Origin of the sequence: uncultured Azonexus sp., assembly GCF_937982035.1 — a bacterium.
GTDB lineage: Bacteria > Pseudomonadota > Gammaproteobacteria > Burkholderiales > Rhodocyclaceae > Azonexus.
In genome coordinates this window covers 1-22,494 of sequence record NZ_CALJNI010000016.1, presented here as the reverse complement: position 1 = coordinate 22,494, position 22,494 = coordinate 1, and the positions used below count along the sequence as shown (strand labels likewise).

Here is a 22,494-nt window from a genome sequence, read left to right as displayed (position 1 = left end):
ATCAGGCCGCCAGCATCCGGCGCAGGCCACGCCACAGGCCGCCCATCAGCGGCAGCTTCATGTACAACTCCTCGCCGGTGTCCCAGTAATCGCGGTGGTGGCTGACCTTACCGGCGGCGTCGAACTTGAGGTGGGAGACGCCGCGCATCAGTTGCGTCTCGCCTTTGCCCCAGAGCCGGACGCGGTAGCTAAATTCCCAGATCAGCACGGCGCTGGCGGCGTCGACAACGGTTTCGGTGACGACGAAGCGCGGTTCGCCGACCTGGGTGAACATGTGGCGGAAGATGCGTTCGATGGCCGGCAGGCCGCGCACCTCGTTGAACGGGTCCTTGAACCAGGCGTCGTCGGCGTAGAACTCGGTGAAGCGGCCGACGGTTTCGGGGGTCAGCGTATGGTAGAAGTCGATCAGGGCATCCAGCTTCATGTCAGCCTCCGGTGAAACGACGGATGAGGGGAAAATACCAGCGGTCGGGCAGCAGCGAGAGCAGTTTGAGGACGCGGGTGAAGCGCTTCGGGTAGTGAATTTCGAAAGCGCCGCCGGCCAGGCCATCGAGCGTCGCCTGCGCCGCCGCTTCCGGCGTGAGCAGCGCCGGCATGGCGAAATCGTTCTGTGCCGTCAGGCGGGTGGCAACGAAGCCCGGATTGATCGCCCAGACGCCGATGCCGCGCGGCGCCAGGTCGAGGTGCAGGCATTCGGCGAAGTGGATCAGCGCCGCCTTGCCCGGACCGTAAGCCAGTGCCTTGGGCAGGCCGCGGTAGCCGGCAACGCTGGCGACGAAGGCGATGCCGCCGCCCGGGCGCAGCTCGGGCAGGACGACGGCGGTCAGGCGCAGGGCGCCATTGAAGTTGACTTCAATCAGACGCTCGGCCGTCGCCAGATCAAAGTTGTCGGCGCCCATCGGTACGTAATCGCCGGCCAGATAAACGACCAGGTCGATGCCACCCCACTCGCGGCAAAGCTCGGCAGTGGCGGCGGCCAGGGCAGCGGCGTCGGTGACATCACAGGGCAGGCAGCGGGCGCTGGGGATGGCCAGCGCCGCCAGTGCCTCGGCGCGCCGGCCGCTGAGTGCCAGGCGGGCGCCGCGCGCCGCCAGTGCCCGCGCCAGCGCGGCGCCGATGCCGGTCGAGGCGCCAAGCAGCCAGACCCGCTTGCCCTGCCAGTCGCGAATACGCGGATTGAGCGCCATATCGCGGCTCAACGCTTGGTGAAACTCAGCGTGACTTCGCCGAGGTGGAAGCCCCACTTCGACATGCGCGAGCGGTTGAGCATCACCTTATCGTCGACCAGGAACATCCAGTCGTCGAAATCGACGTGGTACACCTTGCCGTCGACCGGCAATGCCAGCACGTAGCGCCAGCGCAGCGCATTGCCGGCGACTTCGCCGATGGCCTCGCCGACGACATCGTCGGCGGTGCCGATGTAGCGGCCGTCGGGCTGGCGGCGTAGCGTCCACACCCGGCGCGAAGTGGTGCCGTCGGACCAGGTGAAATGCTCGTCGAGCACACCGGTGTCGCCCTGCCAACTGGCGTCGATGACGACATGGAAACGCTTCTGCACGGCGCCGTCGCGGCCCTGGAACATGCCCCAGGCGTCGAGCTTGCCGGAGAAATACTGTTCGAGGACCAGGCGCGGTTGCTCGGCCCGGTAATGTTCGACGCCGGGCGTGGCGCAGGCGGCCAGACCCAGCGACAACAAGGCAGCAGCCAGTAGTTTCATGATTCGACCTCCAGTGAATTGCGCCAGCGCCACAACAGGATGGCGGCCAGCGCCTTGAACAGCAGCGGCAGCAAGGCATAGGCCAGGATCAGGGCGGTTTGCCCCTGATCGCTGCCCGGCCGGTAATCGAAGACGCCGAGCAGCGGCAGGGCGATGCCGGCGGCCAGCGCCAGGTTGAGCTTGGCGAAGAAGTTCCACACCCCGAAACAGGCACCCGAACGCCCCTGGCGCTCGCCGAGGTCGGCCGCCAGCGCCGCCGGCAGCGCGAGGTCGGCCCCCAACGCCAGCCCCGACGCCACACAGACGACGGCGAACAGCGCAACATCGCCCGGCCCGAGCAGGCCGGCGCCGGCAAAGGCGAGCATGGCCACGCCCATCGCCAGCAACCAGGCGCGCGGCCGGCCGATGCGCGCGGACAGCTTCAGCCACAGCGGCAGCGACGCCGCCCCGGCCAGGAAGTAGGCAGCCAGCAGCGGACCGCTGGCGCTCTCCGCCTGCAGGATGTCGGCGACGAAGAACAGGAACAGCGTCGCCGGAATCGCCGCGGCGAAACCGTTGCAGATGAAGACCAGCAACAGCCGGCGAAAGGCGGTATCGCGCAGCACCGCGCGCAGCGCCGGCAGCAGGGCGCTGCTGACGGCAACCCGGTTGTTTCCTTCGCCAACCCGGGCCAGGGTGACGCCGCCGGCAAGCACCAGCAGCACCGGCAGGACCCAGGCCAGACGGGCGATGCCATCGTTGAGCGCGACCGCCAGCAGGGCCGGCAGGGCGGCGGCGACGAGCACGCCGAGCAGGCCGAAAGCCTCGCGCGAAGCGACCAGCCGGGTGCGCTCCGGCGCGTCATTACCGACTGCCGCGCCCCAGGCCTGATAGGCGACGGTGGCGGCGGAGAAACCGGCGTAAGTCAGCAGCAGGCTGGCCAGCAGCCAGGGCGCGGCGTGTTCTACCGGCGGGTTGAGCAGGGCAACGAAACCGACAGCGAAGGGCAACAGCGAGACGGCCACCATGCGCCGGCGCGACACCCGGTCGGCCAGCCAGCCCAGCCAGGGATCGATGCCGGCGTCGAGCAGGCGGGCGAGCAGCAGGATGGCGCCAAGCAGACCGAGGTCGAGACCGGTGACGTTGGCGTAGAAGGCCGGCACATGGACATACAGCGGCAACGCGGCGAATGCCAGGGGCAGTGCCAGCAGACCGTAGGCCAGGGTCGGCAGCGGACGCATCTCAGCCCCGGCCGAGCAAGGCGGCACGCAGGGCCGGCGCGCTGCTGCGCGGATCGAGCCAGATGCCGAAGAAGGCTCGGGCGAAGGCCGGATCGCGCACGGCACCGATCAGGGCATCGTTCTGATAGAAATAGGCGCCATCGTCGCGCCACACGCCGAGCAGGTGATCACCATCGCGCACATCGGGAAAGATGCGGCGCATGGCCTGGTCCCAGGCCGCCAGTTGCGCCACGTCGCCGACCAGGCGGCGCATCTCGGTCGTACTGGCGTCGGCGATGGCCTGACCGGAGAGCTTGCGCCGGTAATCCAGGCGCAGCGCCAGCGGCGGGCCATCGGGAACCTCGCCGGTCCACAAGGTGGCGTCGTAGACGTGAAAACCGAAGCGGCGGAAGCTGCCCTGACCGCGCGGACGCAGCCCCTGCATCGGGCTGGCAGTGCCGAGCAGCGGCCAGCACAGTACCGCCAGCCCGGCCAGCAGCAGGCTACGCCGGCGCATGAGCGAGCTCGAACTGGACCACGTCGATGTTGCCGGCCAGGAAACCGGCCTCGCAATAGGCCAGGTAGAAACGCCACAGACGACGGAAACGTTCGTCGAAACCCTGCTGGCGGATGGCCGGCCAGTTGTGCTCAAAAGCCTGCCGCCACTCGGCCAGGGTACGCGCGTAGTCGCGACCGAAGGCAAATTCGTCGTTCACCACCAGCCCCTGCCGCGCTGCGGCGGCACGGAAGGCGGTGCGCGACGGCAGCATGCCGCCGGGGAAGATGTACTGCTGGATGAAGTCCGTCCCCTTGCGGTAGTCGGCGAACAGGTCGTCGGCAATGGTGATGCTCTGGACCACCGCCTTGCCGCCGGGCTTGAGTGCGCCGGCCACTTTGGCGAAATAGGTCGGCCACCAGCGCTCGCCGACCGCCTCGAACATCTCGATCGAGACGACGTGATCGAAGCGCTCGTTGAGATCGCGGTAATCCTGCAGGCGCAGGTCGGCTTCCGGCACCCGGTTCTTCGCCCAGGCCAGTTGCGCCGGCGACAAGGTCAAGCCGGTGAGTGCCAGCCCGTCGTCGCAGGCCATGCGGGCGAAGCCGCCCCAGCCGCAGCCGATTTCCAGAATCTGCTGGCCCGGTTGCGCCTGCAGGCGGTCGAGGATGCGCCGGTACTTGGCCTGCTGGGCGCTTTCCAGGCTGCCGTCGTCGGCGTCGCGATAAATTGCCGACGAATAGCTCATCGTGCGATCCAGCCACAGGCGGTAGAAGTCGTTGCCCAAGTCGTAGTGGGCGAGGATGTTGCGCCGGCTGCCGCTGCGGCTGTTGCGGTTGAGCAGGTGGCGAAGGCGCGCCAGCAGCAAGGCACCCCAGGAGCCGTACACGGCCTGGCGCAGCGTCTCCCGGTTGCCGGCCAGCAATGCCAGCACGCCGCTCAGGTCGGGGCTGTCCCAGTGGCCGTCGAGGTAGGCTTCGGCCAGGCCGATGTCGCCCCGGGCGAGTACCCGGCTGAACATCGCTTCGTCGTGCACCTGCAGGCTGACGCCGCTGTCGCCGTCGCCGAACAGGGTATTGCTGCCGTCCGGCAGGCGGATCTCGAGCAGGCCGCCGCGCAGACCGGCGAGCAGTTCGAACAGTGTCCGCGTGTCGCGGGCCGGCCGGCGGCCGCCGCGCAGGGTCAGGGTCTCGTTCATTTGCTTGTCTCCTGAAGTAGCGGGCCCTTGTTGCCCGGGTTGGCGCCGACGAAGGGCACACCCTTCAGCCACAATTTGAGCGCCTGCCAGTGAATGCGGAAAATGACGCCGGCCGTGAGCAACGGCATGCGCAGGAAGTTGCGCAGCAGGCTGCCCGCACGCCAGCCCTGCGGGCGGCCGGAAATCGAGGTGAGCAGCAAGTCGCCGTCAGCATCGGCGTAATCGATGCGGGCCACCTGGGTATCCCGCTCCAGGCGGAAACGGAAGCGGTAGGCACCTTCCACCTCGCAGAAGGGCGAGACGTGGAAGATCTTGGCTGCCTGCAGTTCGGCACCGTCGGCCAGCGGCCGGCCGTGGTCGTGCAGCAGGTAGCTGTGATGACCGCCGAAGGTGTTGTTCACTTCGGCGAGCACGGCGATCAGCGCGCCGGCGCGGTCGCGGCAGAACCAGAAACTGACCGGATTGAAGACATAACCGAAAACGCGCGGGAAGGTCTGCAGCACGATCTCGCCGTCGTCGGGCAGGCCGTGCTCGCGTAGCACACCGGTGATCCACGGCAGCAGCGGCGAACCGTCGCGGGGACCGTGGTCTGCGCTGCGCAGCGAAAGGATGTTGCGGCGGTCGACCGAGAAGATGCCGCAGTCGCACTCGCCCAGTCGGCGCACCGGCAGCTGGAGGTAGAACACCGGATAGACGAAGGCGTTCACCGCCGGTCGCAGGCGCCGGTGCATGACGTGGCCAAGGAAGAGTTCGGGCGTGCCGCGCATGATGACCTCAGGCCGTCTCCGTTTCGGCCAGCAGTTCGGCGACGCTGCCCTGCCAGGGCGCCTGGACGCCGAGCGCATTGGCCACGCGCAAGGCCGACTTGAGGCCGTCCTCGTGGAAGCCGTAGCTGCCCCAGGCACCGGCCAGCCAGATGCCGTTCTCGCCCTGGACCTCGGGCAGCCTTTCCTGGGCGGCGATGGCGGCGGCGTCGAACACCGGGTGGGCATAGTCGAACTCAGCCAGTATCTTGTCCGGCGCCGGCTCGCTGACCGGGTTGAGGGTCACCACCACCGGCGTCGAGAACGGCAGCGGCTGCAGCTTGTTGATCAGGTAGGAAACGCCGACTGGCTGCTCGCCCGGCGCGCCTTCGCCGGCAAAATAGTTCCACGCCGACCACAGCGAACGCTGGCGCGGCAGCAGCGCCGGGTCGGTATGCAGGATCGCCCGGTTCGGCTGGTAGCGGATCGCCGACAGCACCTCGCGCTGGGCGTCGCTGGCGGTGTAGCCGAGAATCGCCAGCGACTGGTCGCTGTGGCAGGCCATCACTACCTGGTCGTAATGGTCGCTACCGCGCGCATGCGTCACCCGCAGGCCACCGGCTTCGCGGGTGACGGCGCTGACCGGGCAGGCGACACGGACGTCGTCGAGCTGCTCGGCAAGCTTGCGCACATAGGTCCGGGCGCCGCCGCTGACGGTGCGCCAGGCCGGCCGGTCGAAAATCTGCAGCAGGCCGTGGTTGTTGCAGAAACGGACGAAGGGCCCGAGCGGCATGGCGCGCATCTGCCCGGTCGGGCAGGACCAGATGGCGGCCGCCATTGGCAGCAGGTACCAGTCGGCGAATTCGCGCGAATAGCCGCCGGCGTCGAGAAACTCGCCGAGGCTGCGCGAATCGCCGGGATGAGTGAGCAGCCAGGCGGTGCTTTCGCGGTTGAAGCGCAGGATGTCGCCGAGCATGCGCCAGAAGGCCGGGCGCAGCAGATTGCGCTTCTGGCCAAAGACCGTGGCCAGATTGCTGCCCGCCCATTCGAGTTCCGGCTTGCGCAAGCTGACCGCGAACGACATCTCGGTCGCCACCGAATCAACCCCGAGCAGGGCAAACATGGCGATCAGGTTGGGATAGGTACGCTCGTTGAAGACTAGGAAACCGGTATCGACCGGATGCGTGAAACCATCCACGGTGACGTCGACGGTGTTGGTGTGACCGCCGAGGTAGTTGCCGGCCTCGAACAGGGTCACGTCGTAGCGGCGCGACAGCAGCCAGGCACTGGCCAGTCCGGAAATGCCGGCGCCGACGACGGCGATGCGCTGACGGTTCATCCTGTCCATGATCGCTCCTCAGGCATTGCTGCCGTGCAGTTCCGCGTAAGCGGAATGGTTGTGGATCGACTCGAAGTTCTCGGAAATCACCCGCCAGGCCGCGACCCGCGGCTCCTTCATCAGGCGCAGGGCGATATCGCGCACCAGATCCTCGACGAACTTCGGATTGTCGTAGGCGCGTTCGGTCACCCACTTCTCGTCCGGCCGCTTGAGCAGGCCGAACACCTCGCAGGACGCCTCTTCCTCGGCGATGCGCACCAGCTCTTCCAGCGACATCAGGGCGCGCAACTTGACCGACAGGGTGATGTGCGAGCGCTGGTTGTGCGCACCGTAATCGGAAATTTTCTTCGAGCAAGGACAGAGGCTGGTCACCGGCGCTGTGATTTCCATGCTCAGGGTCGGGTAACGCCCTTCCTGCTTGTCGACGATGAAAGCCGCGTCGTAGTCGAGCAAGCTCTCGGCGCCGGAAACCGGTGCCGCCTTGCTGATGAACCAGGGGAACCGCATTTCGATCCGGCCGCTACTGGCCTCCAGGCGCACCAGCATTTCTTCGAGCATGCGGAACAGGCCGTCCTGGCTGACCACGCCACGGCCGGCCTCGAGCAGCTCGACGAAGCGCGACATGTGGGTTCCCTTGACGTCGGCAGCCAGGCCGACGGTCATGTCGATGGTCGCCACGGTGGCCAGCGCCGAACCATCGGCCGACTGGAACTGGATCGGGTAGCGCAGCCCCTTGACGCCGACGTTCTGGATCGCCAGCAAACGGGTGTCCGGGCTGGACTGGACATCGGGCAGGAAGATTTTTTCCGGGGCGTTCATGCGTTTTCTCCAAGTGGGTCGCAAAGGTGAACAAAAACTGGGGCTAGCCGCTATTTTGTCCTGGACAAAGATGATCTTTGTTCGTAAGATAGTCAGCAAATCGACCAATGTCAACTGTTTGTCTAACATTTGTTCAGGACAAAACAATGAACTCCCCAAATTTCAATATTGCCGCCGTCGAACGCGAAACCGGACTATCCAAGGATGTCCTGCGCGTCTGGGAACGCCGTTATGGCTTTCCGTCACCGGAACGCGACAGCACCGGCGAACGCCAGTACAGCGCCGAGCAGGTTGACCGCCTGTGCCAGATAAAACGCCTGATGGACCGCGGCCACCGGCCCGGCAAGCTGATTGCGCTGCCGACCGAGGAACTCGCCGTGCTCGCCCCGCGCCATGCGACTCCGGCCGGCGAACCGGCGGCCAGCGCCGACACCGACGACCTGGCCGCGCTGATCGAACTGATCCGCCGCCACGACGCGACCGGCTTCACCCAGGCCATGCAACAGCGCGTTGCCCGCCAGGGCTTGCAGCGCTTTGTCCAGGACACCATTGCCCCGCTGTCCTGGCAGATCGGCCAGGCCTGGGAAAGCGGTCGCATCGAAGTCTTCGAGGAACACCTGTTCACCGAACTGAGCAAACGCCTGCTGCGCCAGAACATCGCCGCGCTGCCGGCCGGCCGCGGCCATCCGCGCATCCTGCTGACCACGGTGCCCGAGGAACAGCATGTGCTCGGCCTGCTGATGGCCGAGGCCCTGTTCTGCCTCGAAGGCGCGGAATGCATCCCGCTGGGCACGCAGATGCCGCTGATGGAAATCGTCCGCGCCAGCGAGGCGCACGCCGCCGACATCGTTGCCCTGTCCTTCTCCAGCGCCTTTCCCGCCCGCCAGGTCGCTCCGTTGCTGCAACAACTGCGCGCCATGCTGCCCGCCGAAGTCAGCCTGTGGGCCGGCGGCGCCGGGGTCCAGCGAAGCGCCGCCATTCCCGGTGTCAGTCTGCTGCTCACGCTGGAAGACGCACTGCAGGCCCTGCACGGCAGGCAGCAAATGGGCGTTTGAAACCCGACATCCTGTCGCATCATCCACGGAGAAAATCCGACAAATAGACTGCCTCGGTCGCCGAATCCCGCACCCGGCAAGGCATTGAATTATCGGTACATTCTTTGCTTGTTCATGCTTCCGTAAAAACATGCGCCCACCCCGGGCGCAAAAAACGAGGAGGCAATCCGGATGACGCTTTACAAGGGAATCGAGATCGACCCGTCGCTGAGCGGCTGCGTGCGTCACATGCAGGGGGTCGAAGACTATCGCGAGGTACTCGGTGGGCTGCAGGCGACCTGGGACACGCTCGGCCTGCTCGGCCAGCTGACCGGCGCCGCCACCGAAATGGCCGGGACCCGCGAAGCCTTCCAGCAACTGACCGGCGACCTGCTCAACCACCTCGGCCGCGAAACCCTGCGCAAATCGGTGGCCGAACTACGGGCCAAGGCTCAGACCAGCATCGACATCCTGGTCCGCAACCTGTTCGAACGCACCGCCGACATCGGCTTCCTGTCGGCCGACGACGACATCCGCAATTTCCTGCTCGGCGAAGACGCCAGCCCCACCCTGCTGCAGGCGCGCTTTCGCGAATATGTCGAGAAATACTCGGTCTATGCCGACATTGTCCTGTTCGCCCCCGACGGCCGTATCCGCGCCCGGCTCAACGAGCACCCGGGCGAGTCGTCCAGCCATCCGCTGATCGACGAAGCACGGTCGACGCCGGCCAGTTACGTCGAATATTTCGGCGAGACCGATTTCCTGCCGGCCGGCAAGCAACTGATCTACGCCTACCGGGTCGAGGACGCCGGCGGCACCTGCCTCGGCGTGCTGGCCCTCGCCTTCCGCCTCGCCGACGAAATGCAGGGCATTTTTGCCAACCTGCTCGACGACGGCGACCTGAGCTTGCTGGCGACGGTAGACACCGGCGGCGAAGTGGTCGCCAGCTCGTCGCCGATCCAGTTGCCGCCGGGCACCCGCCTTGAGCACCGCCTGCTCGACGCCGGTGGCGAAATCATCCGTCTGGCCGGCCGCGAATACCTGGCCTTCGCCCGCCCGGCGCACGCCTACCAGGGCTACCCCGGCCCGGGCTGGCTGGGCCTGGCGCTGATTCCGCTGGAGTTCGCCTTCGAGCGCAATGAAACCAAATTGCTGCAGCACATCGACAGCCAGACGCTGGCCAACGTCACCCGTCACCCCAGCCTGTTTTCCGAAGCCCTGCAGACCATCCCGGCACGCGCCGAACGCATCCAGGAAGACCTCAACCGCTCGGTCTGGAACGGTTCGGTCCGCCAGGTCGACGCCGGCCAGGGCAATGCCGCTTTCGCCAAGACCCTGCTCTGGGAAATCTCCAATACCGGGCGCAAGACCCAGTCCATCTTCGAGCAATCGATCGGCAACCTGCACCAGACAGTGGTTGCCGCGCTGCTGCAGAATGGCGTGTCGCGCGCGGCTTTCGCCATCGACGTGATGGACCGCAATCTCTACGAGCGCGCCAACGACTGTCGCTGGTGGGCGCTCAACGCCAGCTTCCGCCAGATGCTGTCAGAACCCGCACTGAGCCCGGCGCAGAGTGCGCAATGCGCGGAGATACTGCGTTACATCAATGGCTTGTACACCGTGTACACCAACCTCATCCTGTTCAACACGCAGGGCCAGGTGGTCGCCACATCGGCTGACGACAGCGAGTCCCTGGTCGGCAGCCGACTGCACGAGGAATGGGTCGGCCGTTGCCTGGCCATCGACAATTCGCGCGCCTACGTCTTCTCGCATTTCGCGCCGAGCGCGCTTTACGCCAACCGGCCGACCTACATCTACGCCGCCGCCATCCGCGATCCCGGCAACAGCAAGGTGGTCGGCGGCATCGGTATCGTTTTCGACGGCGCCCCGCAGTTTTCCGCGATGCTCCACGACGCCCTGCCGCGCGACGCCAGCGGCCAGACCGTCGACGGTGCGTTCTCGGCCTTCGTCCGCGAGGATGGACGCGTGATTTCCTGCACCGATCCGCGCTACCCGCCGAACAGTCTGTTCCCGCTCTCCCCAATGCAGCGCAAGCTCGGCCGAGGCGGCCGCTGCGCCGACATCGTCAATATCGACGCGCAGTATTACGCCGTCGGCACCGCCCAATCGGCCGGCTACCGCGAGTACAAAACCAGTGACGGACAGGTGGACGACATCCTGGCCATTTCGGCCTTCCCGCTCGGCAGCGTGGCCGTCGGCGAGGCCGCCCGGAGCAGCCGCAACAGCACCCAGGGCCGCACGCGGCGCGTCGGCAACGGCAACGACCTGCTCGAAATCGCCACCTTCTACATCGGCAAGCAATGGCTCGGCATCCCGGCCAACGATGTGGTCGAGGCCATCGACACCGAAGAACTGACGCCGGTCTTCGGCGGCAAGAGCGACCTCGTCGCCGGCGTCCGCATGTACCGCGGCAACCTGATCTCCATCCTCCACCTCGAACGCCTGCTGACGCCCGGCGCCGACATCCCCGAGCGGGCACGCCAGATCATCGTGGTCCGTACCCACGGCAAGAGCTGCCTCGGGCTGCTGGTCGACGAACTGGGCGAAATCCCCGAAGTCGCCCGCGAGGAGATTCAGCCGGTCAGCCACGTCGCCGCCGCCGGCGATGCGCTGACCATCGGCGTGGTCGAAGGCATGCGCCGGGCCGGCGACCGTCACGGCATGCTGTCGATCATCGGCGTCGACCGTCTCTGCCGGCGCATCGGCTGCCACTGCCCGGAACAGGAGCCGGCCCGCCTGGTTGCGCTGCCAGGGGGCTGAGCGGGGGTACAATGCCGGCCTCAGCCGAACATTGTCCGCCATGAACTACTCGTCCCCCGCCTTCGAAAACAAGATCTGCCCGCCCGACGAACTGGCGCAGCGTTGCGCCGGACTGGCCCGGCCGCTGGTATTCACCAACGGCTGCTTCGACATCCTGCACCGCGGCCACGTCACCTACCTGGCACAGGCCGCAGCCCTGGGAACAAGCATGGTGGTGGCGCTCAATACCGACGCCTCGGTCAAACGGCTGGGTAAAGGCGACGACCGCCCGGTCAATGCGCTGGCCGACCGGCTGGCGGTCATGGCGGCGCTCGAATGTGTCAGCCTGGTCACCTGGTTCGACGAGGACACGCCCTTGCAGCGCATCCTCGACTGTCGCCCCGACATCCTGGTCAAGGGCGGCGACTGGCCGGTGGACAAGATCGTCGGCGGCAACGAAGTGCGTGGCTGGGGCGGGACGGTGCATTCCATCCCGTTCATCCACCAGAAATCGACGACGGCGCTGCTCGAAAAGATCCGCCGCCTTTAGGGCGTCAGGCGCCCAGCGCCTTCTTCAGCGAAGCGACTTCCTCTTCGGATTCCTCGACGATGGAAGCCAGCGTCTCGGCGTCGAACAGGGTATCAAGCATCGACGTGTCGACCGGCGCATCGTAGGCCGGATCGCGCCAGCAGGAGGTCCGGTTGGCGATCTTGTTGGCCACGTAGAGGACGTCGGACAAGGTCCGGATGTCCTTGATCTCGCGATCGTTTTCGTGCTCCTGCACAGCCAGCAGCACCGACTCCGGCGAGCCCAGCGCCGACAGCAGGGCATGGCCGATGTTGTCGTGCCAGCCGACCAGCAGGGCGTGCAGTTCGGCCTTGTCGGCGATCAGTTCCGGGAAGCCGGCGGCGCGCGACATCAGGTAAAAGACGCCGATGTCGTGTACCAGGCCGGTGAACATCGCCTCGTCACCGTTGATCTTGGCCATCTTGCGCGCCAGGACCCGTGACAGCGCGGCCACATGCGCGGTGTGTTCCCACAGGCGCTTCGAAATTTCCTCGAACGGCTGCATCTGCTTGGACTTGAGCAACTGCTCCATGGCCACGGCAAACGACACCGTACGCACCGCCTCCATGCCGACCCGGATGATGCCGTTCTTGACGTCGGCGATCTCCCGTCCGGACGGATTGAGCGCCACCGAATTGGCCATGCGGATGATCTTGGTACTCATCAGCGGCTCGGCACCGACCAGCTTGGCCAGCTGGTCGACGTTCAGGTTCGGATCCTTCAGTGCGGTACGCACCTGGAAGGTGATGTCGAGGAAGGTCGGGAAGGTGATCTCGTCGCCCGACAGATCCTTGGCGATGTCTTCGAGAACCTTGAAGGTGATGGCTTTGCTCATGGAAAGGCCTCGTTACCGGGACTCAGAACGGGATGTCGTCACCCAGATCGTCGAAGGAGGGTTTCGGCTTGTTCTTCGGCGGTGCCGGAGAGTAATCTGTCGGCTCGTCGTAACCGCCGCCACCGCCCTGCGAAGCCGGCGCGCCCATGCCCTGGCGCGAGCCCAGCATCTGCATTTCGGTACATTCGATTTCGGTGGTGTAACGGTCCTGGCCGTCCTTGTCCTGCCACTTGCGCGTCTTGATACGGCCTTCCAGATACACCTGGGAGCCCTTGCGCAGGTACTGACCGGCGATTTCGGCGAGCTTGCGGTAGAAGACCACGCGATGCCATTCGGTGATTTCGCGCTTCTCGCCGCTGTTCTTGTCCTTCCAGCTCTCCGTCGTCGCCAGGCGGATATTGCAGACGGCATCGCCACTGGCCGTGTAGCGGGTTTCGGGATCGGCACCGAGATTACCGACGAGAATCACCTTGTTGACCGAAGCCATGTTCCTGTCTCCCAAGTGTGCACAAAATAAGCACACAAAAAATTGGCGTCAGAGCGCCGCAATTGAATCAATGATAAAACCCGAGTACCCAATAAGCGTTTAAGAACGCTTCCGTGGGCACACCATTACTCGCCGGCTTACGAAACAACGAGGTTGCTGCGAGCAAGAATAATCGCGGCAAGTATACATTGAGGCGACCGACAAGACAGCCCCCGACGCCAATCCCAAAGGCATACCCAACACATGAAGCAGCGGGTGGTTACAATTGGCGCCACTAATACCCAGAATCAATGTGATGCGCGGAGCAAAATACCTGTTTGTTATCAGCTTGGTCATAGCCCCCCAGCTCGCGCCATGCAAGGAGATGGCTTCGGAGAATACTGACAAAAGCCTCGAAATCGGGGCCCTTAGCCCCATTGTCGTTACCGCAACACGTCGTGAAGAAACACTACAGTCCATCCCTGTTGCGGTTTCAGTGCTTGACGGCCGCGATCTCGAACAGGCCAACCTCAACAATATCCAGGACATCGTCCGCCAGGCCCCCTCTGCCGATTTTCGAACCGGCACATCAACCAAGAACGTATCGATGTTCATCCGCGGTGTTGGCACCATCACCACTTCCGGAGGCATAGAACCGACTGTCGCCACGGTTGTCGATGGTGTCGTACTGGCCCATCCTGGGCAGACATCAATGGAATTGCTCGATCTGGAGCGTGTCGAGGTATTGCGCGGCCCGCAAGGCACACTCTTTGGCATGAACGCATCCGGTGGCGTTTTCAATGTTCTCACTCGCGACCCCAGCCAGGAACAGTACCGATACATCGACGCCGCTTACTACCAGGGAAACGAACGTCGTCTGCGAGTCGGCATCGCCACAGAAATTTCCGATGGTGCTGCCTGGGGTTCATTGACTGGCATTTATGGTACATACCAAGGCAATGTCACCAACGTCTTCGATGGTCGACAGTTGAATGGTTACGACAGAGTCGGGCTGCGTGGCAAATTGGTACTGAAACCAGAAAGCAATCTGAAACTCACATTCGGCGCCGACTATTTCGATGACAAGCACAGCAACACTCCGGTTTACATCGCGCCCCCCAACACCACTCTTGTACCTATCGCCCCGGTCATCGCCTCGCCGAAAAATCGTCAAGCGAACCTGAATTTCGGCATGTTCAACCATAATCGCCACCGGGGCATATCAACTCAGGTGGATTGGGACGCCAAAGGCCACACACTGACCAGCATTACCGCTTACCGCGACTGGGAAAATCGCCAGCAGCAGGACATCGATCTTTCCCCGCAAACACTGATCAGCGACGCAGGCAGCGTATCCTTGCGCCAGTTTTCGCAGGAAATACGCCTGACTTCACCCCGTAAAGGATTGCTGGAATATGTACTGGGCGTTTTCTACCACGCGACAGATGGCGACGAGAGCTACCACCGCACACTGAGAAATATTGCCGATGGCACGGGACAGGCGGAATTCGGCGTCCGCAGAACAAACATCGCAACTTTCGGGGAAAGCCGCATCAAGCTCACGCCTTCCAGCCACCTGATTGCCGGCTTGCGCTGGACTCACAATACCGTGGACTACCACTTTCGCCGCACGACCACCTTGCCCGTTGATCTTGGCGTCATGATGCACAGCCCTTTCACCAGCAAGGGGAAAACCCGGGCACAAGGAACATCCGGACGCCTCGGACTGCAATTCGATCTGGCGCAGGGTTTGATGGCTTACACCACTTATTCTCGCGGCTACAAGGGACTGGCCTACAACGTCTATGCCAACATGTGGGCAGCGGATACACGGGTCGTTGCCCCGGAAACCTCGAATTCCTACGAAATTGGACTCAAGAGCGAGGCTTTCGGCAAGCGCTTACGCTTCAACCTGGCCTTATTCTCCGCCAGATACGACAACTACCAGACCGCATTGCCCGGCGTGATCGACGGCATGACCGTCATGCAACTGGTCAATGCCGGCAAAGTAGGCACCTCCGGGCTGGAACTGGATTTTGCTTTCAAACCAGCCACACGCTGGGAAATCACCGGGGCCTTGGCCAATATCCATGCACAAGTTCGTCAATTCAACTGCGCCTCAAATCAGGTTGACTGTGTTGCCTCGGGCACGCAGATGCCATTTTCGCCCAAATGGCGGCTATCGCTTGGCAGCAGTTATGCACTTCCATTGAAAGACGGCAAGTCAATCATTCTCAGCGGCAACTATCGTTGGCAAAGCAGGATTCAATTCCAACTACCGCAGAATCCGGACGCCGTTCAGGGCGCTTACGGCATCCTCGATGCCTCAATCACTTTGGATGACAGCCTGCACAACTGGCGTTTGGTGTTACTCGGGAAAAATCTCGGCAATCGCTCCTATGCCGCACATCAGCTTGCACAGTTCGACGGTATCGCGCGATTCGTTCCGCGCGATGACCAGCGTTATTTCGGCCTGCAGTTTCGCCAGGATTTCTGACAACCAGAGGATCAAAAGAGCGGCCCGACCCGACTACCCAGCCGACTCGGGTTGCAAGGGCAAGGAAATCGAAACTTCCAACCCCATCGGGCTTCGGGGTCGAGCCGTCAGAGTCCCGCCGTGTGCCTCCACGATCCGCCGCGTGAAGTAATAGCCAAGGCCGCTCCCTTTCTTGCCGAGCGAAGAGGTTGCCCGAAAATAAGGAGTACCAAGATGATTCAGATCGTCCTCACTCAACCCCGGCCCCTGATCGGCAACCACGACCCTTAATCCCTGCTCGCCTTGCGTCACAGATATTTCAACCTCTGCCCCTTTGGGTGAATAACGCAAGGCATTCCCCAACAAGTTGCCCAAGGCCACCCTGAACAGGGTTGGATCAAGATTGAAAGAGGCCGACTCCGGTTGTATCCGGACGACGGTCCGTTTGCCTGCATCGCCTCCGAGCGTGAATAGCGTCTCCTCCACCATCGGACGAAGTTCACACGCTTCCCGCGACAAGGCAAGCCCACCATGCTCCAGTGCCTCTGTCATCAGAAAATTATCGACAAAACCAGACAGCACGGTCACGTTGTCACGGATTTTCGACAGCCGCTGATCAGCATCCTCCGGCAGCGCTCCCAGCTTGATACGGAGCATCTGCGCCGAACGATCAATCGCAGCCAAGGGATTACGGAACTCGTGAGACAACATGGCAACAAATCGCCTTTGTTCCTGTGCGCGCTCGGCGCTCATCACGACTTCCTGCTCGGCAACGGTCTTGTCGTGCTGCATTTTCCGCAGACGAAGCGCCAGGCCACAACTCATTAGCGCCACATGCACCAGCGGCGCGGTCAGATACAGACTGGAAACGGCCCAGGTTTCCGCCAACCATCCCCGGTTAGCCGCAACGCCGATGACGGTTTCCACCGCAGGAATGACGAAGGCCACAAAATAGACCAGCAACTCCGGGCTCCGGTTTCGTCGCCAAAGCACCAGAACCAAAAGCAAACTGATCAGCGAGATCGCTATCCGGATCGTGTTGCCGATTGGCACAAAAATCAGATACGCCGGATTGACCAAGGCGGGGAACAGCGCGACTGGCAGCAGGATCAGGTTGTAGCCAATCGCAAGCAGAAACAACCACCGGATCCGCGGAAAATACTGGCGCAGATTCAACAACCGGTCCCACATCAGCGCCAGGAATATGGTTTTGCCCAACCAGCCGAGGCGAGGCCCCACTTCCCCGAACCACGAATCTGGTGCTGAAAACGGCGGAAACAGTTCCGGATGAATCATCAATATCTGGGATGCAATCAGCAAGGCATAAAAAGCCAGCGCCGCATCGCGCAACCACCCCCCCAGGATGAAGTAGAGCATGACAGCAATCAACAGGAAGCCGGCATGCATTCCTTCGTAATGACGATCAATGAGCTTGTGCGCCAGAAAAGCCTCTTCCTGCCAGACCCGCGCACTGAAATTGACGGCTCCGGTAGTCCGCACCCGGACGTAAACTTCTGCTTTTGCCGACACCTCTATCGGTATGGCAAGCGGGTCCAGATAACTGCGTTGCGCGCCATCCTGTCGCCGGAGATCAAGCGCAAAGTGCTGGAGTGACCGCCCTTCCTGTACGACCCATACCTGCACATCCTCCAGGTAAGGCTTTCCCAGCGACAGAACCCAGCGTTCAGGGGCATCGCTTTCCCGAGCCAACGAAAAGCGATACCAGTGTGCCGCCCGATCATAGCCCTGGCTTCTGAAATCAGCCAAGGGCGCAAACGCCCTTTGGCTGGCTTCGTCGAAAGACAGTGCCGCAGACTCGTCCGAGAAATGCGAGAGGTGTCCCTCAAGAGAAATCTGAGTGGTGTTACCCCCCAAACTGATTTCAGTAGCCAGCGCAAGCCTTACGCTTGCGAACGTGGCGAAGCACAACAGCAGGACGGCGAATATCCTGCCCGGAAGTTTTTGGTGGCCTATTTCCATATTCCGCACTCGCCAGCAAAGGTATACCCCTTGCCATAGGAAGGGCGCAAGGGAAACTCCAGCCCGGAGGCCTGCTTTGCCTTGCGTCGCAGGCGGCTCGCCGCATTGTCCAGGTTCCGCAGGTTGGAAAGGCTTTCCGGCTTTTCCAGCAAAGCCAGCAGATTTTCCCGTGCTATCGATTCGCCGGGTTGTTGAAACAGCGCTGCCAGAAGCGTGACTTCAGTTTGCGTCAGCTCGAGTACGACACCACCCGGACAGGTCAGACGCCAATGGCGGAAATCGAGATACCAGGCTTGAGCACTGACCGGTCGTGACACCGGTAGATCAAGTTTGTTGAGTCGTCGCAACACACTGACGCAAGTCGCTTCGATAAGCTCCAGGGAACTGCGCTTCGACAGATAGGCATCGGCGCCGATCGCTAAACCATGCACCTGATACTCATCCGAGTCCAGCGCGGTCAGCATGACTATCCCGGTAGCGTCGCTACGCCGGATTCGCTGCGCAATATCGAACCCACTCATGCCGGGTAGCGCGACATCCAGAATCAGCAAATCAAAGCGGCTCACCGCCAGGCCAGCAAGAAATGCCTCTCCACTCCCAAAACCCGATGCCTGAAAACCGCGGAGTTGCAAGAACTCGACAAGATCAGAACAGAGTCCGGAATCATCTTCAACAACACCGACATGGCAAGTTGCGCGCTTCTGCATGACGAAGAGAACTAGATCAAAGGTTGCCGAGTGTAGCGATATCAAAGACCAATGCCAGATTTTGACAGCATTTGACAGGAATTAAGCATAGGTTCTGTGGCCCGCATTTCTTAGAATTTTTCGATTTTGCAAACTAGGGAAAATCTCATGCCAGGAGGCCAATTATGCGCCGCGCATCCCTGAACCATGCCTACCGCCTGATCTGGAACGAACTGACCCAGAGCTGGGTTGCCGTTGCTGAAATCGTGCGCGGACGAGGCAAGCGCAGTGGCGGTAGTGCGCTCCTGGCAGCCACCCTTCTCGCTACCCCGGTCCACGCCCTGGAAATCGGCGCCCTGCCCACGGGAGGACAGATCAGTGCCGGTGCCGGCAGCATCAGCCAGTCCGGCAATAGCATGACCATCGCCCAGGGGAGTCAAAACCTCGCCATCAACTGGAACAGCTTCAATATCGGCAAGGATGCCTCGGTCAATTTCAACCAGCCCAACAGCAATGCCATTGCGCTCAACCGCGTGCTCGGCACCGATGGCACGCAAATTCTCGGCAACCTCAATGCCAACGGCCAGGTATGGATACTGAATCCCAACGGCGTGCTCTTCGGCAAGACTGCGCAGGTCAATGTCGGCGGCCTCGTCGCCTCGTCCCTCGGCATGTCAGATGACGACTTCCTCACCGGCAAGCGCGGCTTCACTGGCAGAGGAGGTAGCGTAATCAACCAGGGCAACATCACCGCGAACTACGCTGCCCTGCTCGGCGAGCAGGTGAGGAACGAAGGCGTCATCATCGCCACCCTCGGCACGGTCGCATTGGCGGCGGGCAACAAGGTCACCCTCGACTTCGATGGCGACAATATTCTCGGCGTGCAAGTCGACGAAGGCGCGCTGCATGCGCTGGTGGAAAACAACAACCTCGTCCAGGCCGACGGCGGCCTCGTCGTGATGACAGCGAAAGCGAAGGACGCCCTGCTCGACACAGCCATCAACAATACCGGCGTCGTCCGCGCCCGCAGCATCGGGAATCGCAACGGCAAGATCCTGCTGCTGGGCGACATGGACAGCGGCACGGTCAACGTCGGCGGCGCACTGGATGCCAGCGCGCCCGACTCGGGCGATGGCGGTTTCATCGAAACCAGCGCCGCCCACGTTGGGATCGCCGACGAGAGCATAATCACCACAAAATCCGCCTCCGGGAAAAACGGTCTATGGCTGATCGACCCCGTGGACTTCACCATCGCCGCGAGTGGTGGCGACATGACTGGCACGGCCCTTTCCTCCGCGCTGGCTAGTAGCAACGTCACCATCCAGAGTGTTTCGGGAGGTTCAGGTACGGCTGGCGACGTCAATGTGAACGACACCGTCTCCTGGTCGGCCAACACGCTGACGCTCAACGCCCAGAACAACATCAACATCAACGCCCAAATGAACGGCTCCGGCACCGCCGGCCTCACCCTCGAATACGGCCAGGCCAACGTGGCGGCAGGCAACGCCAGCACCTACAACATCAACGCCCCGGTTAACCTCGCCAGCACCGGCAGCTTCAGCACCAAACTCGGCTCCGACGGCACGGTGAAGAACTACACCATCATCACCAGCCTCGGCGCGGAAGGCTCCAGCACCGGCACCGACTTGCAGGGCATGCAGGGCGACCTCGCCGGCAACTATGTGCTGGGCGCGGACATCGACGCCAGCGCCACCAGCGGCTGGAACAGCGGCGCAGGGTTCCAGTCGATTGGAGGCGCGGAAGATACTTATTCGAATTCGAACTACTACAACGGGCAATTCGACGGTCTCGGCCATGTCATCAGCGGCCTCTCCATTAACCGTCCTTCGCAACACTATATTGGCCTGTTCGGGAAGGCGACGGGCGGTGCGCGCATTGCCCATGTCGGCCTCCGCGACGTTTCCATCGTTGGCAATACCAATGTCGGAGGGCTGCTCGGACTGGGGCTAACCGCTACGATAGAAAGGAGCTACGTCACCGGCACGGTCACCGGCTCCGACAACGTGGGCGGCATCCTCGGGCGAGACATTCTTCCCGTCAGTTCGGTCACGCTCAGGAATGTCTGGTCGTCCGCCGATGTCACCGCCACCCTCCCGGGAACCGGAAGTCCTGGCTTTGGCGGGGGCGTCGTCGGTGGCCTGAGCGGCTTTGGCGGCAAGATTTACGACAGCTACGCCACCGGCAACGTGCGCGGCGGCAACCATGTCGGTGGCCTGATCGGCTATGGTCAGGTCACAATCAATAACGCCTATTTTTCCGGCACCGTGGGCACCTATGCGGGAACGTCCTATTCGGTTGCCGGCATCCTGAGCTACTGGTTAAATCCAAGTCTTGGCGCTGTCACCAATGCCTACTGGAACACCGACACCGCCGGTGCCACCGGGATTGGAGATGCCGGCAGCGGAACCCCCACCAACCTTACCGGCCTGACCACCGCGCAGATGCGCGACGCCGCCAACTTCACCGGCTTCGGCTTCACCGGCACGCCGGGCGGCAGCGGCTGGGTGCTTGTGGGCAGCGACGGCACCCTCAACGGCAGCAACGGCGCAGTGTTACCGATGCTCGCTTCCGAATGGTCGCCAGTCATCAAAAACACTCACCAGTTGCAGTTGATGGCCATGAACCTCGGCGGCAGCTACACGCTCGCCAACAACCTCGACGCCGCCGCCACCAATGCGGGTGCCAACGACGTCTGGCTTTCGAGCAGCTTCGTGCCGGTTGGCACCAGCGCTACCCGCTTCACCGGCAGCTTCGACGGGCAGAACCGCGCGATTGACGCGCTCTATATCCGCACATTGGCGGGCGGCTTGTTCCGCGACATCGGCAGCGGGGGCACGGTGCGCGACCTGAGCATCACGAATGCCGATGCCGCCGCCGACTTCGGCGGTTCCGCCGCCACGCTCGTGCGCAACAACTACGGCACCGTCAGTAATGTTTTCGCCAGCGGCACACTCACCGGCTACAACACCGTCGGTGGGTTGGTCTGGAAAAACTTCGGCCTCATCGACCGCAGCGGCACCGACATCGTGATCCAAGCCGTCAGTCAGGGCGCAGGGCTGGCGGGTTGGAATCAAGGCACCATCACCAATTCCTACGCGCTCGGCACGGTCAGCGCCTGGGGGGGCATCCAGGATATCGGGAATATCAATGCGCTTTCCAACGCCGGCCTGGTTTCCCAGAACACCGGCAGCATCTCCACCAGCTACGCTTCCGGCTTGGTCGCGGGGGGGCATGAGGTCAGTGGCCTGGTGGCGCACAACTTTCCCTCCGGCACGATCAGCGACAGCTACAGCACGGCGACGATCATCCCCTATAAAAGCTATGGGTCGAACAACTATTTCGGCGGCATCGCCGCCATCAACGAGGGAACAGTCAGCCATGTTTATTACGCGGGCGTCTGGGACCGCATGAACGCCGCATATTCACAAGGGGGATCTTATGCGTTCATAACGGCTGAAGACCCTTCACATGGCGGCACCTGTACCGGCTGCGTCGGTGTCAGGAAGGGCTACTACTATGACTACACCGTGAGCACCAATGAGCATTTTCTGGAAGCACAACCTGCGGCAGGGACCTTAGTCATCGGAGGAACGCCGGAGGCCACGGCGCTATGGGACAAATATCGCCACGCCGACGTCTTTGCCGATGCCGGCTTCGACATCAGCACTTCCGGCGGATCCAGCGCTGTCTGGCGCATTTACGAAGGCAGCACTACGCCACTCCTGCGCACTTTCCTGACCCCGCTGACTGTAACCGCCGACAGCGGCAGCAAGACCTATGACGGAACCACGACCACCAGCGTCGGCTACAGCTATTCGTCTGCGCCGGACATGAGCCATATCCTGGGAACGCCGACCACATCGCTGATGAGTCGGAACACTGGGAGCCAGCACACGTCTGTCACAGGGATGTACTCAGACCAACGCGGCTACGACATCACATTTGCCACGGGGACATATACCGTGACCAAGGCAGACCTGATCATCAGCACCAGCGATGTCACCAAGACCTACGACGGCACCACCAGCGCCGCCGGTACTGCAGTGGCGACAGCAGGCACCAGCGTCATGACCGGCGACAGCCTCAACGGTGGCACCTTCGCCTACACCGACAAAAATGCCGGCATCGGCAACAAGACGGTGACTGTAAGCGGCGTG

Annotated in this window: 18 protein-coding genes; 5 read left to right on the top strand and 13 right to left on the bottom strand. The window is 62.9% G+C overall.

The annotated features are described in order from the left end of the window. Position 1: 1 nt before the first annotated feature. The 9 genes from Q0799_RS11250 to folE2 are packed head-to-tail and all read right to left on the bottom strand — an operon-like array spanning position 2 to position 7,511. Positions 2-424 (bottom strand): nuclear transport factor 2 family protein, encoded by a 423-nt coding sequence (locus tag Q0799_RS11250; protein WP_298398362.1) that lies wholly within the window; start codon positions 422-424, stop codon positions 2-4. 1 nt (position 425) lies between these two features. Then, positions 426-1,187 carry an SDR family NAD(P)-dependent oxidoreductase gene (locus Q0799_RS11245; protein ID WP_298398361.1) on the bottom strand — a complete coding sequence of 254 codons (762 nt, stop codon included), beginning with the start codon at positions 1,185-1,187 and terminating at the stop codon, positions 426-428. An 8-nt stretch (positions 1,188-1,195) separates the two neighbouring features. Continuing rightward, complete coding sequence (locus Q0799_RS11240) at positions 1,196-1,717, bottom strand: DUF3833 domain-containing protein (protein WP_298398359.1); 522 nt, start codon at positions 1,715-1,717, stop codon at positions 1,196-1,198. Continuing rightward, a complete protein-coding gene (locus tag Q0799_RS11235) occupies positions 1,714-2,964 on the bottom strand; it encodes an MFS transporter (protein ID WP_366940781.1) in 1,251 nt (416 codons plus the stop codon). Before Q0799_RS11235 ends, Q0799_RS11240 begins: the two co-directional genes overlap by 4 nt. Next, positions 2,939-3,433, bottom strand: coding sequence for a chalcone isomerase family protein (locus tag Q0799_RS11230; RefSeq protein WP_298398355.1), 495 nt, complete (start codon positions 3,431-3,433; stop codon positions 2,939-2,941). The genes Q0799_RS11235 and Q0799_RS11230 overlap by 26 nt, the downstream gene beginning before the upstream one ends. Continuing rightward, positions 3,420-4,610: a cyclopropane-fatty-acyl-phospholipid synthase family protein gene (locus Q0799_RS11225; RefSeq protein WP_298398353.1), complete on the bottom strand. Its 1,191-nt coding sequence runs from the start codon at positions 4,608-4,610 to the stop codon at positions 3,420-3,422. The genes Q0799_RS11230 and Q0799_RS11225 overlap by 14 nt, the downstream gene beginning before the upstream one ends. Then, positions 4,607-5,377 (bottom strand): DUF1365 domain-containing protein, encoded by a 771-nt coding sequence (locus Q0799_RS11220; RefSeq protein ID WP_298398351.1) that lies wholly within the window; start codon positions 5,375-5,377, stop codon positions 4,607-4,609. The genes Q0799_RS11225 and Q0799_RS11220 overlap by 4 nt, the downstream gene beginning before the upstream one ends. 7 nt (positions 5,378-5,384) lie before the next feature. Beyond that, positions 5,385-6,701, bottom strand: a complete 1,317-nt coding sequence (locus Q0799_RS11215) for an FAD-dependent oxidoreductase (RefSeq protein ID WP_366940780.1) — start codon at positions 6,699-6,701, stop codon at positions 5,385-5,387. 9 nt (positions 6,702-6,710) lie between these two features. Further along, entirely contained in the window at positions 6,711-7,511 is an 801-nt protein-coding gene (gene folE2 / locus Q0799_RS11210; protein WP_298398349.1) for a GTP cyclohydrolase FolE2, read from the bottom strand. Positions 7,512-7,657: 146 nt separating this feature from the next. Between folE2 and Q0799_RS11205 the strand changes: the two genes are divergently transcribed. The 3 genes from Q0799_RS11205 to Q0799_RS11195 all read left to right on the top strand — a co-directional run bounded on the left by Q0799_RS11205 (position 7,658) and on the right by Q0799_RS11195 (position 11,855). Further along, complete coding sequence (locus Q0799_RS11205; RefSeq protein WP_298398347.1) at positions 7,658-8,566, top strand: MerR family transcriptional regulator; 909 nt, start codon at positions 7,658-7,660, stop codon at positions 8,564-8,566. A gap of 171 nt (positions 8,567-8,737) precedes the next feature. Beyond that, the gene (locus Q0799_RS11200; protein WP_298398345.1) at positions 8,738-11,326 is read left to right on the top strand and encodes a chemotaxis protein CheW; all 2,589 of its coding nucleotides are present in this window, start codon (positions 8,738-8,740) and stop codon (positions 11,324-11,326) included. Positions 11,327-11,366: 40 nt separating this feature from the next. Further along, on the top strand, positions 11,367-11,855 hold the full coding sequence (locus Q0799_RS11195; protein WP_298398343.1) for an adenylyltransferase/cytidyltransferase family protein: 489 nt from the start codon (positions 11,367-11,369) through the stop codon (positions 11,853-11,855). A gap of 4 nt (positions 11,856-11,859) precedes the next feature. Here the strand turns inward: Q0799_RS11195 and Q0799_RS11190 are convergent, their stop codons facing one another. Together Q0799_RS11190 and ssb are read right to left on the bottom strand one after the other, a co-directional pair. After that, positions 11,860-12,708 carry an HDOD domain-containing protein gene (locus tag Q0799_RS11190; RefSeq protein WP_028994293.1) on the bottom strand — a complete coding sequence of 283 codons (849 nt, stop codon included), beginning with the start codon at positions 12,706-12,708 and terminating at the stop codon, positions 11,860-11,862. Positions 12,709-12,730: 22 nt separating this feature from the next. Continuing rightward, complete coding sequence (ssb, locus tag Q0799_RS11185; protein WP_028994292.1) at positions 12,731-13,195, bottom strand: single-stranded DNA-binding protein; 465 nt, start codon at positions 13,193-13,195, stop codon at positions 12,731-12,733. 295 nt (positions 13,196-13,490) lie between these two features. Between ssb and Q0799_RS11180 the strand changes: the two genes are divergently transcribed. Then, positions 13,491-15,671, top strand: coding sequence for a TonB-dependent receptor (locus Q0799_RS11180; RefSeq protein ID WP_298398340.1), 2,181 nt, complete (start codon positions 13,491-13,493; stop codon positions 15,669-15,671). A 33-nt stretch (positions 15,672-15,704) separates the two neighbouring features. Here the strand turns inward: Q0799_RS11180 and Q0799_RS11175 are convergent, their stop codons facing one another. Continuing rightward, complete coding sequence (locus tag Q0799_RS11175; RefSeq protein ID WP_298398338.1) at positions 15,705-17,630, bottom strand: sensor histidine kinase; 1,926 nt, start codon at positions 17,628-17,630, stop codon at positions 15,705-15,707. Beyond that, a complete protein-coding gene (locus tag Q0799_RS11170) occupies positions 17,621-18,337 on the bottom strand; it encodes a response regulator transcription factor (RefSeq protein ID WP_298398336.1) in 717 nt (238 codons plus the stop codon). Before Q0799_RS11170 ends, Q0799_RS11175 begins: the two co-directional genes overlap by 10 nt. Positions 18,338-18,501: 164 nt before the next feature. On the opposite strand from Q0799_RS11170, the gene Q0799_RS11165 reads away from it, so the two are divergent. After that, on the top strand, positions 18,502-22,494 hold a 3,993-nt coding region (locus Q0799_RS11165), incomplete at its 3' end, for a filamentous hemagglutinin N-terminal domain-containing protein (protein ID WP_298398334.1).

Excerpts from the sequence above, each read along its gene's own strand:
- Q0799_RS11190 (WP_028994293.1), bottom strand. The coding sequence starts at position 12,708 with ATGAGCAAAGCCATCACCTTCAAGGTTCTCGAAGACATCGCCAAGGAT.
- Q0799_RS11195 (WP_298398343.1), top strand. The coding sequence starts at position 11,367 with ATGAACTACTCGTCCCCCGCCTTCGAAAACAAGATCTGCCCGCCCGAC.
- folE2 (WP_298398349.1), bottom strand. The coding sequence starts at position 7,511 with ATGAACGCCCCGGAAAAAATCTTCCTGCCCGATGTCCAGTCCAGCCCG.
- Q0799_RS11175 (WP_298398338.1), bottom strand. The coding sequence starts at position 17,630 with ATGGAAATAGGCCACCAAAAACTTCCGGGCAGGATATTCGCCGTCCTG.
- Q0799_RS11220 (WP_298398351.1), bottom strand. The coding sequence starts at position 5,377 with ATGCGCGGCACGCCCGAACTCTTCCTTGGCCACGTCATGCACCGGCGC.
- ssb (WP_028994292.1), bottom strand. The coding sequence starts at position 13,195 with ATGGCTTCGGTCAACAAGGTGATTCTCGTCGGTAATCTCGGTGCCGAT.
- Q0799_RS11215 (WP_366940780.1), bottom strand. The coding sequence starts at position 6,701 with ATGGACAGGATGAACCGTCAGCGCATCGCCGTCGTCGGCGCCGGCATT.
- Q0799_RS11225 (WP_298398353.1), bottom strand. The coding sequence starts at position 4,610 with ATGAACGAGACCCTGACCCTGCGCGGCGGCCGCCGGCCGGCCCGCGAC.
- Q0799_RS11170 (WP_298398336.1), bottom strand. The coding sequence starts at position 18,337 with ATGCAGAAGCGCGCAACTTGCCATGTCGGTGTTGTTGAAGATGATTCC.
- Q0799_RS11250 (WP_298398362.1), bottom strand. The coding sequence starts at position 424 with ATGAAGCTGGATGCCCTGATCGACTTCTACCATACGCTGACCCCCGAA.
- Q0799_RS11230 (WP_298398355.1), bottom strand. The coding sequence starts at position 3,433 with ATGCGCCGGCGTAGCCTGCTGCTGGCCGGGCTGGCGGTACTGTGCTGG.
- Q0799_RS11180 (WP_298398340.1), top strand. The coding sequence starts at position 13,491 with ATGCGCGGAGCAAAATACCTGTTTGTTATCAGCTTGGTCATAGCCCCC.
- Q0799_RS11200 (WP_298398345.1), top strand. The coding sequence starts at position 8,738 with ATGACGCTTTACAAGGGAATCGAGATCGACCCGTCGCTGAGCGGCTGC.
- Q0799_RS11245 (WP_298398361.1), bottom strand. The coding sequence starts at position 1,187 with ATGGCGCTCAATCCGCGTATTCGCGACTGGCAGGGCAAGCGGGTCTGG.
- Q0799_RS11240 (WP_298398359.1), bottom strand. The coding sequence starts at position 1,717 with ATGAAACTACTGGCTGCTGCCTTGTTGTCGCTGGGTCTGGCCGCCTGC.
- Q0799_RS11205 (WP_298398347.1), top strand. The coding sequence starts at position 7,658 with ATGAACTCCCCAAATTTCAATATTGCCGCCGTCGAACGCGAAACCGGA.